This is a genomic window from Winogradskyella costae (assembly GCF_013403865.1).
Taxonomy (GTDB): domain Bacteria; phylum Bacteroidota; class Bacteroidia; order Flavobacteriales; family Flavobacteriaceae; genus Winogradskyella; species Winogradskyella costae.
The window spans coordinates 168,197-185,603 of record NZ_JABFDK010000003.1; the positions used below are offsets into that span (position 1 = coordinate 168,197).

Annotated in this window: 13 protein-coding genes; 7 read left to right on the forward strand and 6 right to left on the reverse strand. The window is 34.9% G+C overall.

The window, feature by feature from the left end; all coding sequences use genetic code 11:
• Positions 1-191: 191 nt before the first annotated feature.
• Entirely contained in the window at positions 192-383 is a 192-nt protein-coding gene (locus HM986_RS09565; protein WP_179334865.1) for a cold-shock protein, read from the forward strand.
• 75 nt (positions 384-458) lie between these two features.
• On the opposite strand, the gene HM986_RS09570 is transcribed toward HM986_RS09565, so the two are convergent.
• A complete protein-coding gene (locus tag HM986_RS09570) occupies positions 459-1,853 on the reverse strand; it encodes an NAD-dependent succinate-semialdehyde dehydrogenase (RefSeq protein WP_179334866.1) in 1,395 nt (464 codons plus the stop codon).
• Positions 1,854-1,889: 36 nt separating this feature from the next.
• Entirely contained in the window at positions 1,890-2,630 is a 741-nt protein-coding gene (locus HM986_RS09575) for an SDR family oxidoreductase (RefSeq protein WP_179334867.1), read from the reverse strand.
• A gap of 251 nt (positions 2,631-2,881) precedes the next feature.
• On the opposite strand from HM986_RS09575, the gene HM986_RS09580 reads away from it, so the two are divergent.
• The 4 genes from HM986_RS09580 to HM986_RS09595 all read left to right on the forward strand — a co-directional run bounded on the left by HM986_RS09580 (position 2,882) and on the right by HM986_RS09595 (position 6,038).
• Complete coding sequence (locus HM986_RS09580) at positions 2,882-3,388, forward strand: redoxin domain-containing protein (protein ID WP_179334868.1); 507 nt, start codon at positions 2,882-2,884, stop codon at positions 3,386-3,388.
• A 68-nt stretch (positions 3,389-3,456) separates the two neighbouring features.
• Positions 3,457-4,332, forward strand: a complete 876-nt coding sequence (locus HM986_RS09585) for a YihY/virulence factor BrkB family protein (RefSeq protein WP_179334869.1) — start codon at positions 3,457-3,459, stop codon at positions 4,330-4,332.
• Between the two features lie 99 nt (positions 4,333-4,431).
• Positions 4,432-5,160 (forward strand): DUF6090 family protein, encoded by a 729-nt coding sequence (locus HM986_RS09590; RefSeq protein ID WP_179334870.1) that lies wholly within the window; start codon positions 4,432-4,434, stop codon positions 5,158-5,160.
• A 428-nt stretch (positions 5,161-5,588) separates the two neighbouring features.
• A complete protein-coding gene (locus tag HM986_RS09595; RefSeq protein ID WP_179334871.1) occupies positions 5,589-6,038 on the forward strand; it encodes a TlpA family protein disulfide reductase in 450 nt (149 codons plus the stop codon).
• Positions 6,039-6,048: 10 nt separating this feature from the next.
• On the opposite strand, the gene HM986_RS09600 is transcribed toward HM986_RS09595, so the two are convergent.
• Entirely contained in the window at positions 6,049-6,843 is a 795-nt protein-coding gene (locus HM986_RS09600; protein ID WP_179334872.1) for a hypothetical protein, read from the reverse strand.
• A 345-nt stretch (positions 6,844-7,188) separates the two neighbouring features.
• On the opposite strand from HM986_RS09600, the gene HM986_RS09605 reads away from it, so the two are divergent.
• Entirely contained in the window at positions 7,189-7,575 is a 387-nt protein-coding gene (locus tag HM986_RS09605; protein ID WP_179334873.1) for a DUF302 domain-containing protein, read from the forward strand.
• Between the two features lie 166 nt (positions 7,576-7,741).
• Here HM986_RS09605 and HM986_RS09610 read toward each other — a convergent pair whose 3' ends face one another.
• Positions 7,742-8,341, reverse strand: coding sequence for a DUF6642 family protein (locus tag HM986_RS09610; protein ID WP_179334874.1), 600 nt, complete (start codon positions 8,339-8,341; stop codon positions 7,742-7,744).
• A gap of 610 nt (positions 8,342-8,951) precedes the next feature.
• Between HM986_RS09610 and HM986_RS09615 the strand changes: the two genes are divergently transcribed.
• Entirely contained in the window at positions 8,952-11,873 is a 2,922-nt protein-coding gene (locus HM986_RS09615) for a hypothetical protein (protein WP_179334875.1), read from the forward strand.
• A 542-nt stretch (positions 11,874-12,415) separates the two neighbouring features.
• Here the strand turns inward: HM986_RS09615 and HM986_RS09620 are convergent.
• Complete coding sequence (locus tag HM986_RS09620; RefSeq protein ID WP_179334876.1) at positions 12,416-15,955, reverse strand: prolyl oligopeptidase family serine peptidase; 3,540 nt, start codon at positions 15,953-15,955, stop codon at positions 12,416-12,418.
• 514 nt (positions 15,956-16,469) lie between these two features.
• The gene (locus HM986_RS09625) at positions 16,470-17,396 is read right to left on the reverse strand and encodes a 1-phosphofructokinase family hexose kinase (protein ID WP_179334877.1); all 927 of its coding nucleotides are present in this window, start codon (positions 17,394-17,396) and stop codon (positions 16,470-16,472) included.
• Positions 17,397-17,407 lie beyond the last annotated feature (11 nt).

Consider the following 17,407-nt stretch of genomic DNA (forward strand, 5'->3'; position numbering starts at 1 on the left):
TAGATAGAGGGAGATCTGCGGACAAAGTTATACGCTTATGACTCAGCTGTATAATTTGTTTGTTGTAGTTCTCTGTTTTTTCGATAAGCTGTTTGTAAGCACTTAAAAATCGGACGATTAACCTTAAATCATTTGTGGCATCATATTTGAATACTACTAAGTAATTATTAAAAATTAAATATAATATTATTATGAGTACAGGAACAGTAAAATTCTTCAATGACACTAAAGGTTTTGGTTTTATTACAGAAGAAGGTTCTAACAAAGAACATTTTGTCCATATTTCTGGATTAATCGATGAAATTCGTGAGGGAGACCAAGTAGAATTTGATCTTACAGAAAGCAAAAAAGGTTTAAACGCAGTCAACGTAAAAGTTATCTAATATATCGCTTAACCTCAGTTATAAAAGCCCATCACAATGTGATGGGCTTTTTACATGATTTATATTGTGATCCTATTATTTTCCGATCATTATAGATTTTACGTTAACGAATTCTTTCATACCGAAGCCACCATGTTCGCGTCCATATCCAGAATCTTTAACTCCACCAAAAGGCATATTAGGATAAGCTGTTCCGAATTTATTAATGAATACCATTCCTGTATCAAAATACTTTTCAGCTAGTTCTATAGCGTGATCAACATCTTTTGAGAAAATACCACCACCAAGTCCAAAGCGACTATCATTGGCAATACGCATGGCATCGTCTTCATCTTCAGCTTTGATAAGCGCAGCTACAGGCCCAAAGAGTTCATCATCATAAGCCGGTTGCCCCTTAGTTACATTTTCTAATACCGTAGCTGGGTAAAAATAACCATCACCATCTGGCATTTTACCACCACAAAGTACTTTAGCTCCATTTTTTACACTTTTTTCAACTTGTTCGTGTAATGTTTCCCTTAAATCTTCTCGTGCAATCGGGCCTAACTTAGTAGATTTATCTGTAGGATCTCCAAGTTTTAATTCTTTCATTGCTTTTACAAAACCGTCTTTAAAGTCATTATATACCGATTCTACAACAATAAAACGTTTTGCAGCAATACAAGTTTCACCATTATTATAAATTCGGCCCATAACACAAGTTTTTACGGCGAGCTCTATATCCGCATCTTCAAGCACAATATACGCATCGTTACTACCCAATTCTAGCACTGATTTTTTTAGAGCTTTTCCGGCTTTTTCACCTATAGCTTCACCAGCAACAGGACTTCCGGTTAAGGTTATTCCTCTTATTAATTTATGCTTAATGAGTTCATCGGATTGCTCATGATTAATTACCATTACACTAAATAAGTCTTCAGGTAAGCCTGCTGCTTTGAATATCGATTCTAACAGTTTCGCTGTCCCTGTGACATTAGACGCATGTTTTAATAACACACTATTTCCTGCCATGAGGTTGACGATGCTATAACGTATGACTTGATATGATGGGTAATTCCAAGGTTGTATACCATAAATGACACCTATCGGTGCATAGGTAATAATACCTTTGCTACCATCTTGTAATTCGCGTTCTTCACTTTTAAGGAACTCCGCAGCATTGTCTGCAGAGTAATCACAGATACCCGAACATAAATCAACTTCTTGATGGCTTTGTTTGAGAAGTTTTCCCATTTCATCCGTCATTAATGCTGCTAATTCCGTTTTATGGTTTTGCAATTCTTTTCCTATTGCTTTTATAATTTTTCCGCGTTCTTCAAAGGACTTCATCTTCCATTTTTGGAAAGCTTCGTGTGATTTCTTTACTGTTGATTCTACCTGATCATCCGTCATATAGGTATATGATGCTAATTCTTTGCCGGTGGCAGGATTGGTTGTTGTGAATGTATCTTCTTTTATTTTCGTTTCCATAATTTCAATTTCTTTTTTAAGCTTTAATCATTTTTTTTATTGTTGTTCGCTTGGCACCAAATAGATATCATTAATATTTACACGGCTTGGTTGCAATAATGCATAATGAATGGCATTGGCAATATCCTCAGCCTCTAAGGTGGTCATCTCTTGCATTTTCTTCATCGTCTCCTGAATATCTTCATCTGTAATGGTATCGGTTAACTCTGTAGCCACAGCGCCAGGTTCAATAGACGTTACGTTAATACCATATTTAGGAGCTAATTCTTGTCTTAAGCCTTCCGAAAACATTTTTACCGCCGTCTTAGTGGCACAGTATACGGCACCTCCAGGGAAATACCGATGCGCAGCCATTGATGAGATATTAATGATATGCCCTCCTTTATTCTCTTTTAGTTTGGGAAGCACTGCGGCCACACCGTTGAGAACACCTTTTATATTAACATCGACCATTTGTTCCCATTCATCTGTTTTCAGTTTTTCAACAAAAGACAAGGGCATTAGTCCTGCATTATTAATTAAGCCATTGATTTTGCCATAAGTTTCAATGGCTTTTGACACCACATGGTCAAAATCTTTCTTTTTTGTGACATCGCCTGAAACGACAAGAGCGGTTCCTCCATCTTTTTCAATAGCCTGTTTTAAATCCTCTAATTTATCTTTTCGTCTTGCCATTAATACGACTTGAGCTCCATCTTTCGCTAGTTTTTTTGCTGTAGCTTCTCCGATTCCACTTGATGCTCCCGTAATAATTATTGTACTATTCTTTAACTTCATAAGTTCAATTTTTTTAATCCTTAATTTACTGAGCACTAAATTGCAATCTATTGTAGGATTCATTTAACGGTAATGTGATAAATATTGCCGTAAATAGAAATAGGGCAGTGGTGAGCGAATTGGATGAGTAATTCTTTCCATTACCATTAATAATATTACCAAATGCGGTAATGAATGCTTTGGGATCTTTTTAATTTTATACCATTGACAAGCTTAAGAATTAAGTTTATATAATTTAAAATATAAAAGACATGTTAAAACCAAGACAACAAACACCAGATTTAACCATTAGTTTAGTGAACGGTACGGAATGGAAACTGAGCAAACAGAACCCAGATGCCTTTACCTTATTAATTGTTTACAGGGGTCTTCACTGTCCGGTGTGTAAAAAATACTTAGAAGAATTACAACCTAAATTGTCCAAGTTTCATGATTTGGGCGTGAATGTTATCGCGGTTAGTAGTGACACCGAGGCCATCGCGAAGAAAACATACGACGAATGGGATATTGCTGATGTGCCTTTGGGTTATGAGTTCCCCATAGAAGAAGCGCGTAAATGGGGCTTATTTATTTCGAAAGGAATTAAGGATGAGCCAGAAACGTTTATTGAACCTGGACTGTTTATTATTAGACCAAACCAAGAATTGTATTGTGCATCAATACAAACCATGCCATTTGCAAGACCAGAATTAGATGATATTATTAATGCTATAAAATTTGTATTAAATAAAGATTATCCGGCTAGAGGAGAGGCTTAATACTTCTAAACCTATATAAAACGTAAAGTCGATATTGGCTTTGCGTTTTTATTTTATATTGATGTCCTATGAACGAAACCAAAACATTTAAAATTAAATACTTACCACGATTATTAGTGGATACTGGTAAGGCTTGGTTAAACGGAGAACCATTTCAGCTGAGTGCTATTGTGGCATATTACGCTGTGCTTTCTTTACCAGCCTTGGTTATTATTATTTTAAAAGTGGTTGGTGCTGTTTGGGGAGAAGAGATTGTAAGAGGAGAGTTGTTAGGTGAGATATCTGGAGCAATTGGAGCAGATGCAGCAGATGCTATAAAAACGATGATTGAAAACCAGAGTGGTGAAAAGACTTCAGTATTTGCTACGGTGATTGGTATTGGAACCTTATTGTATGGATCTACAGGAGTGTTTTTTCAGTTGCAATCGGCCTTAGATAAAATATGGGAGCAAGAGCCAGCGTACAAAAATGATTTTGTAGCTACGTTGATGAGTCGTGTGAAGAGTTTTGGATTTATATTAATTTTAGGATTTTTATTGTTAACCAGTTTTGTGTTAACTTCATTGCTGAGCACCTTTAGTAGGCAACTGAACCGATTTTTGCCAGATAATTTATTCGATTATTTATTTGTAGTAGACTTTTTAGTGTCCTTAACCTTTATTTATGTGTTGTTTGCGACGATGTTTAAGTATTTACCGTCGGCTAAGATTTCATGGAAATCTGTACGTTCAGGAGCTGCATTAACGACCCTTATGTTTTTAATAGGGAAGTACCTTTTGGCGTTATACTTTAATACTATGGAACCAGGATCGACTTATGGTGCAGCAGGATCTATTATTTTAATTATGCTGTGGGTTTCTTATTCCTGTTTAATTTTATTGTTTGGTGCTCATTTTACCAAACAGTATGCGAAGCGATTTGTTAAAAATGATCATATCTCTTGATGATGATTCTATATCTTGACACCACTAAAATTAAAGACTTTACACATTTATTTAAAAGCTTATTCTTAAGATGATAGGCTTTTTTTGTATTTTAATCGCATGAAATTCTTCAACACAATGCGATTTAAGATGCTAAAAAGTAAACGCTTTTCGAATTATCTCGTTTATGCCACTGGTGAAATTATCTTGGTGGTGATTGGAATTCTTATTGCTTTATGGATCAATAATTGGAATACTGAGCAGCAAATAGAGCGCGCCAACAGAAGCTTGCAGGACAAAGTCTTAGCGCAATTGGAGCGTGATATTATCAGTGTGGATAATTTTAGAAAGGAATTAGATACGTTAGATCATGTGTATTTAAAATATTTGAATCGGGATTATGATGAACAGAAAACGGTTGGTAAGAATGTCTTTTCCTTGATACTTTTTGAAGTTACAGAATTAGGTCTAGATACGCAGGCGATTAATTGGATTGATAATGCAAAACTTGAAGATTCTAAAACCTCTGAAAAGCTTTTAGATTTAAGTGGCATGTATAAGCTGTATTTTAAGAACATCAACGATATTGAAAGTATTATTTATAAAAAACTAACGCGTAATCTCGAAATTTTAGAAGCGACACAGCCATGGTATACTGAACTAATTACAGATTTTAACTGTAAAACAGATTGCGTTACGTATTTGTCTGGTGATGTTGACCATAAAGCAAGAATAGCATCTTTACGTTTTTTATATATTAAAGGGTATGGTGAGATTGCTAATGGCTTCTCATATGATTTGAAGGACATAAGATCAGAATTACAAACTTTGATGCGTACTAAAGAATAGTGGTGTGCTTATTTTAATTCTATTTTACATAATATAAATTATAGGACAACTATAGTAGATTTCGAAATGGGGCATTTTGTAGGTATTCACCGTGTTATCTATCATTAATGATGATGTGTTCGCTGATGTAGATTGCGAATGCTAATGTATTTATTTATAGGACACCCTTAACGAAATTGATATGACATTTACCCGAATCAGACCTGGCTTTCATACGGAGTTAACCCGAGGTTACTATGGGTGAACCTCTTATTAGGTGTCCTTGATAATGGTTTGCGGTATACTGTTCCGTAGCTTGATATGCTTGGCTTGTATGGTTTTTTAGCATTGTCATTTTGATATTTATGATGATCAAACGTCTTAAGTCCTTAAATTTGTGCTGTGTTTTATTCTAAAATACCTATTAATACTTACCAAACTACTTAGCAATGACTCATTCTATACCTCACATTAATGTTTTAGATTTGGACGGTGTTCCTGTAGATTTAATGCCACTTTATAAGGATAAGATTCTGCTGCTAATTATCTATAACAACGATTGTTTGGGTTGCACAGGCCGTGCGATTCCTCTGGCTTATGAATTTCAGCAGGAATTTCCTAGTATACACGTGGTTGGTATTCATGCGGATTTTATAGGTCGGACTGGTGATAAAGCTACTATTAAAGCCATTTTTACTAGTGGTGAGCTTCCTTTTCCGATTTATATAGATCGTGATCACCAAGTTTATGATCAGTTTGCATCTGAAGGGACTCCGCAATGGGTGTTACTTGCTGCTGATGGAACGATTTTTCGTTCTGTATTTGGCTCTCAGGCGAATGCCAAAAATCGTTTGTATTATGCTTTGGAAAGTTTGATCACCAACGATACTCCAACTTAATGTCTTTTGTTTAAATCACCGCGATGCATTCCATGGCTTGTGCTGTTTTTAAAATCCCCAACGCGTTATGCTGCTGTTTTAGATATGTGATGCCTAACCAGATGGTTTGTGCCACATGTGTTGGTGTGTTATTTGTATTTGGACTTTGCAATTGTAGACTGATATTGTGATGTTCTATTTTACATAATAACGGTTGACTATGTACAGTGACACCTAAGGCGTTGTCATTTAGGTATTCTGTAATATATTCATTTTTATTGGGTTGCCATGCGCTATTTGAAACGGTACTTAAGGCTGCTGTTAATTGAAAATGTGTCGCGTTTTCTGGGATTTGGTTATGGTTATACTGTTCGCTTTTAGGGATATTGATTGTGATGATGCTGCGGTTGGTGTTTGAATTCACCACTGCTTTTGCGGTATAGATTTGCTGAAATGGAAGGTCTTTTTTGAGTGGAAACCCGATTATAGCGTTCGGATTATTAAACAGATTGGCCTCTCGTTCTCCAAGGGCACCACTCCCCTTTTGGATGACTTTACGGCAACGGCCCGTTAACCGACTTGCCATATACGTATCTTGAAATGCTTTACCTGTAGCTCCTAAGCCTCGTCTTATGGCTTTAGATAGTTGGGTTGCAGCTGTGAACTCTTGATTATTACCCTTCACGTTTACAAAGGCAGGATCTGTATTAATACGTTCACTAGATGGGCCTACGGCTTTGCGCACCACATATTCTCCATTGAGTTGGTAATAGCATCGGCCTTGTAATGTGCCTTTGAATTTGAATATGCCTTCTTGTTTAGGCATTTGATTTTGTGTTGGTTATGGTGTTAAAGTTAGTAAAAAAAAGTTATCTAATGCTGTTAATTTGTTTAAAGTTAGGGTTTTAGGTGTGTGATTGTAAATCCTCCACAGGATAATTGCATTTTGATAGCTATCGTTTTCGCCAAAATGATATGAGGCCGGACTAAACATTGGAACTCTCGGTGTATATGGATCATAAAGTTAAGAACCAAAACGTTTATGAAGACTTATGATATACCATCGCTTTTAGGACTTATTTAACGGGTTAATGCTTCGTGTGTTACAGTGATTTTTGTAACTTATGGTTTATAATTTGTAATCCTTATTAATCTTAAAAATTAACGTATTATGGACTATTATTTTAGCAAAATCTTAAAAGGTAATTTTAACGATACCGTAGAAAAGGTTACCGCAGCACTTAAAACGGAACAGTTTGGTGTGTTAACGGAAATCGATATTAAAGACACGCTTAAAAAGAAGCTGGATGTCAATTTTAATAATTATAAAATCTTAGGGGCTTGTAATCCTCCGTATGCTCATAAAGCTTTATTAGCGGAGAATAAAATTGGCACCATGCTGCCTTGTAATGTTATTGTTCAGGAATTAGATTCTGGTGATATTGAAGTGGCTGCTGTTAACCCTATGGCTTCTATGCAAGCGGTGGAAAATGATGATTTAAAAGTTATTGCTGAGGAGATTACTTTGAAGCTTAAGGGAGTTGTTGAGGGGTTGTAGAAGTTTGAAGTGTAAAGTTGGAAGTGTAAAGTGTTAAGTGTGGAGTTTGAAGTGTTCAGTGTTCAGTGTTCAGTGTTCAGTTTTCAGTTTTCAGTGTTCAGTGTAAAGTATTAATTTTAAGGTGGTTGGTTGGTAGTTGGTGGTGGTTTTTTGTAAGCGACTGCGATTAGTAATACAATCTAAAATCCAATACTTTGCAGGCGTTATAATGTCTTTGGTGCAATTCTTCTACCACAGCAAACATATCATCATCTTCTTTAAATAAATTAAAGAAGGCTTCATCAAGTTTTGTGCTCGCTATGCCATTATAGGGATGACCATAGCCAGAAATCGCTTTTGCTCCCGTGATATCTAAAAATAATTGTGCCTCTTCTTCATCTAAATCTAGAAGTTTGGCATTTGAAAAATGTAAAATCTTACCGTCTAATCGGCCTTCAAAAAGTTCTGCGATTTCCTGTAAACTATAGTAGTAGTCATTTAAACAAATGGTATTGGCTTCTCCCTTAATCACCAAATAGATGATTTCATAATCCTTAAAGTTATGATCATCTAATACCAGTGCGTTTAAGCTATCTTCTAATCCTTCAATGGTGTCACACGTTTTATAGATACTTGCTATGCCATAGTTGAGCGCCAATTGCTCTAAGTTGTGTTGTGCTTCAGTTACCGTGTTGGCGTCTACATCATCTACCCCTTCTAAGCAATAAATAAAGTAATCTGTGTCTGTAATCTGTTCTTGTGGTACTTGTGGTCTTTTTTCTAGCAAGCTTCTTAATTTATGCAATGTTTGTACAGTGCGAAATTAATAGAATGCTTTTAATTTTTTTAGTGGTTTGGGGTGAAATTTTGTTACGGATTATATCCATTTGCTTCTGAAAAAACAAGTTACTGCAGCTTTTGGTGTTACCAATACTATGTCTTTGTTTGAGACGTTGAAGGAACGGTGTGGTGTTTATCAGTAGCACATTGTTTTCGGTGATGTATTATTTTCTTGTGTTTATATGATGCGCTTAATCAATTCTTTAAAATAGTATATGGTTTTGGAAACAATCCTTTACGCTCGATTTTTAGCGAAATAATATTTGCTAATAACTTTTGTAATTGCATATCGATTGTAAACTATTTGTTGCAAAATTATTTATAAATACTATAAGGTATAAAAGATTTTATTATTTTAGAATTGTAAAAATTGTCTAATTGTTTTACCAAAAAAATTAAAGTATTATTATTAAAAAAAGCTAATAGAAAACTATTAATTTTATAAATACAAATTAGGAATATATTGTAAAAAAAAATATTAAACTTTCAACATAGTTTGTTATTAGAAATACAAATAATAAATCTGGATTTATGTCCTACAAAATAGAATATTTTTAATGAATAAAGTAGAATTAATAAGACAAATTAGATTTGGGTTTGAGCAACTGAAAAGTGATAATGGAACTTCTGATTTTGAACATATATGTAGGTTTTTTGCAAGAAGTAGAATTGTTCAAAATGTAATTCCAGCCACAGGTCCAGTTCAATCTGGTGGAGATCAAGGCAGAGATTTTGAGACTTTTCATTCTTATTTAATAGACAATAACGATAAAAATTTTTCTTTAGCTTACTCAAAGGCTCCTATTGTATTCGCATGTTCTCTAGAAAAAAATCCACTCAAGAAAAATGGTAAAATTGATAAGGATGTAAAAACGATATTGGAGCCAAACTTAAGTATTGAACGTATTTATTTTTTTAGCGGTATAGATATTCCGGTAGGTCAAAGACATAAAAAAGAAAAAGAAATTAAGATAAATTATAATGTTGACTTAGAAATTATAGATGCACAAGCCTTATCAGAACATTTATCTGATTCAGACCTATTCTGGGTTGCTAATCAGTATTTGAAAATACCTAATGATTTTTTCCCTAGAGTAACTGAAACTAATTGGTATAATAATATTTATAAAGAATATAAAACTAGAGAAGTAAAAATAACTTTTGAAGAATTTTCAGATATAAAATCTGCAATTAGACATATTTATAAAGATAAGGTTCTAAAAATTGATTTGAATTTTTGGTTAGAACTACTTGATTTGTTTATTTCTGATTCTAGTCCAAGAATTTTAAAGAGGAAAGCGATTTATGAGAAGTTTGTAACAAAATTAATGGGTCAGAATAATATTAATAATTTAGAAATCATTGTTAGAGATTATTTTAGCGACATTAGGGATTATCCTGATCCAGCATCCATGGAAGATGCACAAATATTACTATCTTTTGTTAAAAGCTCAAAATTGATTATTGGAAATGAAATTAGTAATGATGAAATAGATAAATATGCGAATGAATTAAACGTCCTATTAGAAAGTGAATTCAATAATACAAATAGTAACAATAAGAAATCTTCTATAATTGAGATTCAAGCTAATATTATTTTAAATGATTTCGATAATGCAGTTATTAAATATCTTGAAAAATTAGAAGAAATTTTTGAATATGTTCAAGATGCACCTTTTTATCCTTTAGAACGACTTTCAAATAGGATTTTAGAATCTATTAAGCTTAATCTAGAACTTAAAAATGATACTAGCCTACTTGAAAGTTTCTCTGAAAAATTAGATGGCATATTGGCTGAAAGGTATGGTGCATATAGGGCTGGAGAGAACATCAGAGATAGAGTCCAATTATATCTCAAAGCAAATAAAACGGTCAAGGCAATAACCCTTTTGCATCAACTTAAAATGAAATGGTTTTCAAATGAAACTTTGAGAGGTTCAATTTTGACGTCTATATTATTATCTGATTGCTATTCAAAATTAAATATGGAATATGCGAGTAAATATTATAGTATGATTGCTGCAAATATGGCCATAGTTTACAAAGGATCTGCTGATGTATTTGATTTACTACCTTCTGCTTTAAAAAGAACAGCTGATTCCTCTTATAATAGTGGGTCTTGGGTTAATTATTTAGATTTAATTGACTTAACAATAAATTCATATCATTTTATAGAAAAGGACTTTGACATCTATAAGGATGACGAAACTTCAACTCTAATTTATTATCCTGCATTGATTAAACTCTTTTCAAATAAATTTAACCTAACAATAGAAAATTATTTAGATTTTAAATTTAAAAAGCTAGGTTATATAGGCGATGAAATTATAGAGTTTTATGAAAAAATAAATGTAGAAGGTAAAGAACTATTTAAAAAAAGCAATATTGTCAGTAGCCTATCAGAACAGATTAGAGGTATACCATTTAATGATATAGGGGAATTAAGGGTAATTTCGTTTGAAGCTTTTGGCATTAAATGGAATATTGAATTTAAAAATGATTATATAACTAATTCTATGGCAGAACAACTTGTCGCTATGCTTCAAGTTTTTCTAGTAGAATTAATAGATGAAGAACTTTTTTTGATAAAGTCAAATGTTCTTGTTAGATTCAAAAAAACTAAAAACGATCAACCTCTTTTTACAGAAAAACCATCAAATGAACAAATAATATGGGAAGCCGAAATTCCGTTTTATCAAGGAAATGAATTAAATAAAATTGAAGAGTGTCAGTATTTTTATTCTGCGTTAATTGGTGCTATTTTAAGACAAATTAGTTTACTCCCCAATAATGAATTTAAAGAAATTATAGAAAATAAGTTTGGGCAGGGCTTATTTAATAAGGTGACTTTTGGTAATACTTATAATTACTTATATAGAGAATTTATTAGTGAGAATGGTTTTAACGAATCCCAAAGAACAAATTTTAGTAATGTTAACATAACTTTAGAATATAGTCTTCCAGAAAACACAAAAGTTCCATGGCCTACTGGTTTATCTAAAACATATTCAAAAGAAGAGAACCTAACGTACATAAAGAAGAGGTTAGCCTTTACTGCACCTTTAGAAATAACTCTAGAAAAATTAAAAAACAATGATGATTTCATCTTAATTATAAATGAGTTTAGAGAGAATTGGTCAGATTGGCATATTTATTTAGCTATAGTAAACATTGTAATTAACTATAAGCTTCAAAAGATTGGTTTAAAATTGGATAACCCAGATAAACCCCATGAATTTCAAAAAAAGTATTTAGAATATTCAAGGAAAAAAGAAAGTGAATGGATGATAGAATTACCAATGGGTATTTTTTCTAAGGAGAATATTGAAAATTACATGTTAAGAACAGGCGTTGTCAGTGTCCTTCCTTCTTATGGACTTCAGAATTTTTCATGTACACCAAATTTAGTAGCTATTAAAGATTTATTAATCGAACGCTTTAATTTTCTAAAAGATGGAAAGGATCTAACTATTTTTTAAAGGTTATTGTAATATTTAATTCCACATATACTTTACATTATGCTCCTATCATCTCGTTATAAAAATTTTTGCAATACTTCCTATATTAAAATTCAAAAAATCGGATTTAATACCATCACTAAAAATGATTCCTTTTGTAGGCATATGGGATTCAATTTTTAAAGTGTTAGTAGTGTTTATTAAGCCGTAACCTATTATGTGAGTTCATTATTGGTTTCTATTTGATATAGTGGATTCCTGCCTTCGCAGGAATGACAGATTTTCATTTGTAATACTATTTTCATTAATACTTCCAGTATTGTAATTCAAAAATGCTATTTATTTCGTTCTCGATACATTCTGACGAGAAATGATCGGGACACTCGTACTGACGATTGGTGTTTTAATGATTACTAAATTTTGTTATTGAGAGTTCTCGATACATTTCTTAATGCTTCGTTGTACTTCTCATTAAGAAACACTCGAACTGACGTGAAGGTTCTCGATACATCCCGACCAGAAAAGGTCGGGACACGCGAACTGACGGCTGGTTTTATAAACTCTTAAGGTTTCGACACCTTTAACTCACTCAACTTTCTTAAGCGCTCTAATTCAAAAATCAAGGCTAATTTATAAGCACTATCCCTAAAACCTGCAAAGCGTCCGGATCCGCCACCATGACCATTTGCAAAGTCGGTTTTTAGTAAGAGGATGTTATCATCGGTTTTAGTCGCTCTTAGTTTTGCGACCATTTTCGCTGGTTCCCAGTACCCTACTCTGGTATCGTTGAGTCCAGTGAAAAACAATAGATTAGGATAGTCTTGTGCTTTGATGTTGTCATAAGGACTGTACGACTTGATGTATTGGTAAGCTTTTTTGTCTTTTGGGTTTCCCCATTCTTCAAATTCGCCAACGGTAAGCGGTAGGTGTTCATCTAACATGGTGTTAATGACATCTACAAAAGGGACGTCTAAGATAACGGTGTTAAAAAGTTCTGGTCGCTCATTAATTACGGCTCCCATAAGTAAACCGCCTGCGCTTCCGCCTTGGGCTACAATGCTACCTTTGGCGGCATAATTTTCTGCGATGAGGTAGTCTGCACAAGCTATAAAATCGGTGAAGGTATTTTTCTTATTGAATAGTTTACCGTCTTCGTACCATTCGTTTCCTTTATCATTGCCACCTCTAACATGTGCAATGGCATAGACGTAACCTGCGTTAACCAACTGATGAACGGATGCGCCACCAGGAATGCCTTGTCCGGAACCATAAGAACCATATGAGGTGAGGTAGACTTTGTGGTTTTTTCCTTTGTTGGTGCGCCATTTGTGTCGGATGAGCGTTAAGGGAATTAGTTGTCCGTCTTTAGCGGTCACCCATTTGCGTTCTACCACATATTTGTAATACGGATGCGTAAGGGGTTTACTGTGTTGTTTTACCAGGCGTTTCTTTTTGGTGGCCATGTGGTATTTATAGGTGGTTGTTGGCGTTTCAAAGGAACTGTATGAAAACTGTAAACTGTCTGTGGCAAACTCTGGATTATAACCCATACCGATGTTGTAAAAGTCTTCTTTGAATTTAATAATATGGCTTTTTTGTGTGGTTTGGTCAATGATTTTGAGTCGTGCTTGTGCGTTTTCTTTTTCATTAATGACGACATACTTATCGAAGACCGCAAAATTTTGAATTAGCACGCCTTTTTGATGCGGTATGATATCGGTCCATGTTCCTGATTCGAGGTCATTAACAGGCACAGTGGCTATTTTATAGTTGAGCGCGTTTTTATTGGTGAGGATATAGAATAGGTCCTTATGATGTGCGATGGCATAGATATGATTCGTTTCGCGTGGACGGATGATTTTAAATTCGCCCATAGGGTTATCTGTTTTTAGATACCAATTTTCGGAAGACGTGCTACTTGATGTGTTTAAGAAAATATAGTCTTTAGATTTTGATTTGCCGATGGATACACTAAATTTTGGATCTTTTTCTTGGTAGATGATGGCATCGGTATTTGAATTGGTGCCTAAGATGTGACGTTTTACTTGAGACGAACGGTAGGTGCCTTTTTCGACATCTACATATAAAAAGGCATTGTTATCTAACCAAACGGTGCCACCTACGCTATTAATAGAATCGTTTAAAAACATTTTGTTGCTAAGATCTTTTATTTTGAGCATGTAGGCATCTGTACCTGTGGTGTTCTCGTAAACGGTGATGAATTGATTGTTGGGACTTACCGAACCAGGACTAGCGGTGTAGTAGTCTTTCCCTTTAGCCATTTCATTGACATCTAATAAGACTTCGGTAAGGGTATCTTTGGCGAGGCTTTTTCTGTAATAGATGGGATATTCATCATCTTCGGTATAGCTACTGTAATAGCTGTATCCATTTTTTTCAACAGGCAGTGAACTGGTATTCTTCTCGACGGTTTGTACCAAATTTTTGTAAATAATACGTTGCGCTTTTTTGAGTGGGATGATATAGTTTTCGGTGTATTTGTTTTCTTCACGCAGGTACTCCATAATTGGTTGATTGTGTTGTGGAGCTTTGGTATCTTTTAGCCAAGCGTAATTATCGGTATAGGTTTCGCCATGGATTTTAAAACTAGAGCTTATGATATTAGCTTTAGGCTGTGGCATAGCATCATTACGAATGTGTTTATCTCTAAATTGTTGTTCTAAAGGTTTTTCGAATTCCATATCCTCTCTAATGGCTGCATCAATGGTAGCTATTGGATTTTTGAGGGTGTAATTTTGCCAGTATGCCGTATCGTAGTCTAGTGGAAACTCGTATAAGTGATTGGACATGGTGTTAGCGAAATTATCTTCTTTAGGGAATTTCTTGACGTTTGTAGTGTTGATTTTAGAGGTCTTAAATTCGGATATTGCCGAATAATAGGTTGTGGTTTGGTTGGTACTGTCTTTATAGATGAATTCGTCTTCATGTCGCATATTATCAATGTAATACGTTGCTCCTTCTTTCTTGAAGCGTACATCGAGTTTGTAATCGAAATGCTTGACTTGGTTGTATTTGTAGCCGCAGAAGTATTCTTTGAGTTCGTTAGGTACCATGCACTCGTAACGAACCACAGCGTAATTCTCTGGATTGATATAGATTTTACCTTTGAGTAATTTACGGTTGTTGGCCTTGCGCCATTGTTTACTACTTCTTTGGTTGGGAGACGCTAAATCATCAAGTTCGTCTTTAGTGGTTTTGGTTTGAAATTCTAAGACATATACCCAATTGCCTGAGTCGTCTAGTTCTTCGGAAATGGTATAGTTGAAATCGCGTGTTGCCTTTTTACCTAAAAAACTCTCTTGGTATTTTACGCGATTTCGGCCGAATAATCCTAAAGGACCACCTTCAATATTACCGTGAAAATCGCGCTTGCTCAAACTCGCACTAGATCTAGAATTTATAATGTTGACTTGTTCGTCTTTCAACGTTTTATAGTGAAAATGAATACGATGTAAGGAGCTCGCATCGTAGCTAAAGGTACCAGCACTTACGGAAAAATCGTAAGGATTTTGGTAATCTCTCCATTTGAACTTCTTTTTACGGTAAGGCGCTTCATAATACTCACAAGCGGCATCGGTATATTTGATGTATTCCCCATTTTCTTTCATGGTTTCTCGGTAATAGCCTGTTATGAGGCTTGGAGTATTGGAGTAATTAGAGGGTATGTTTTTAATCACTTTTCTCAGTAACGACTTGGCGCTAGGTAGTTTTTCTTTTTTCTCTTCTACAAAGACTTCATCTAGAGACACAGATTCTGGAGTCATGTTAAAGGTGGTACCGTTTAGTGCTTTGAAATCTGAGATGTTAAGTTTTAAATCTTCAAAGCCTAAATAGCTGATGGTAATGGTGTAGGTATCGTATTTTTTTGGAATGGTAATTTGAAATTTACCATCACCTTCTGTTACCGTACCTAAACCTACTTTATCTATTTTTAAATAGGCATAAGGCAATGGAGTGCCATCGGTTTTATCAACGACGGTGCCTTTGATTGTTTCTGATGACGTGGTGTTTGTTTGATTGTTTTGGGCTTTTGCAAAGGACATTATTAAGCATAGCAATAGTAAGAGCGGTTGAGTTGGCATGGATGATTGATTGTTTTTTGTTGATGATTGACTTACAAGGGTTTGATTTTGTAATAATAGGGTCTTAACATTGACCTTGGTTTACAAATAACATTTTTTTAGGAAAAAAAGTATGTTTTTGGTTGGGTTGTTAGACTAGGTTAGATTGTTAGACTAAGTTAGATTGTTGGATGATTAGATGATTAGATTTTTAGATAGTTTTCGATACAGTTCTTAAGTCTCCGTTGCGCTTCGAATTAAGAACCACTCGAACTGACGGACGATTGCGGTTCTCGATACATCCCGACGAAATGGTCGGGATACTCGAACTGACGTCAAAGGTTTTGAGGTATTTGTTAGATTGTTAGACTAGGTTAGATTGTTAGACTAAGTTAGATTGTTAGATCGTTCTCGATACAGTTCTTAAGTCGTCGTTGCACTTTGAATTAAAAAACACTCGAACTGACGGTTGGGACACTCGAACTGACGTTAATGGTTTTGAAGTATACAGATGAGATCTATGTTCTATATGACATTACTCTTTTAACAAGTCTACCACCTTTTGTATATTTTCTTTTGATGCTAAATTGGTACCGCCTGTCATGGTGGTTGCAACACCGCAGATAACACCCCATTTTAGAATGTTGGCAGGAGATAAGTTTTGTGATATGGCATAAATTAAGCCCGCTACCATACTATCGCCAGCACCAATGGTACTCTTTACTTTTACGGAAGGTGTATTTTGGTATACGATACCGTTTGCTGAGGCTAAAAAAGCACCACGAGCACCTAAGGAGACCACCACATATTGTGCCTGTTTGTTATGAATGAGTTGCATGGCAAATGCCTCTTGTTCGGTTTTTGTTAAAAAGTCTTTGCCAGCTAATTGGGCGAGTTCCCCTTGGTTGGGTTTCATTAGAAATACCGGTTTTTGGAGGCTTGCTTTTAAAGCTTCGCCAGAGGTATCTACGATGATTTTGACGTTTTTAGCGGTGAGGCTATCTATGAGTTGGATGTAAAAGTCTGGTGCCATGGTATCTGGAACGCTACCACTCATAATAAGTATAGTATCTTCTGTAACTAACTTATTTATAGTGCTTTTAAGGGTTTCTGTTTCAGTAGTACTTAAGCCTTGTCCTGGCATTCCGAAACGGTATTGTAATTCGGTTTTAGCTTCTACAACTGCTAGGTTTTCACGTGTCCACGCTTCTACAGGTATTGGTGTGATGTTGAGTTGTTCTTCTTCTAATAAGCGTTTTAAGGTGTGGCCTGTATCGCCACCGCAGGTAAACATACAGTTATTTTTAACGCCTAAAGTATGCAGGACTCTTGAAATATTCACTCCGCCTCCACCCGCTTGAAATTCGATAGCGTGGCATTTTAGTTTTTGCTCAGGGACTAAATGGTTTATGGTGGCGCTTTTGTCTAATGCTGGATTTATGGTGAGGGTAATGATGTTCATGGCTGTGGTAT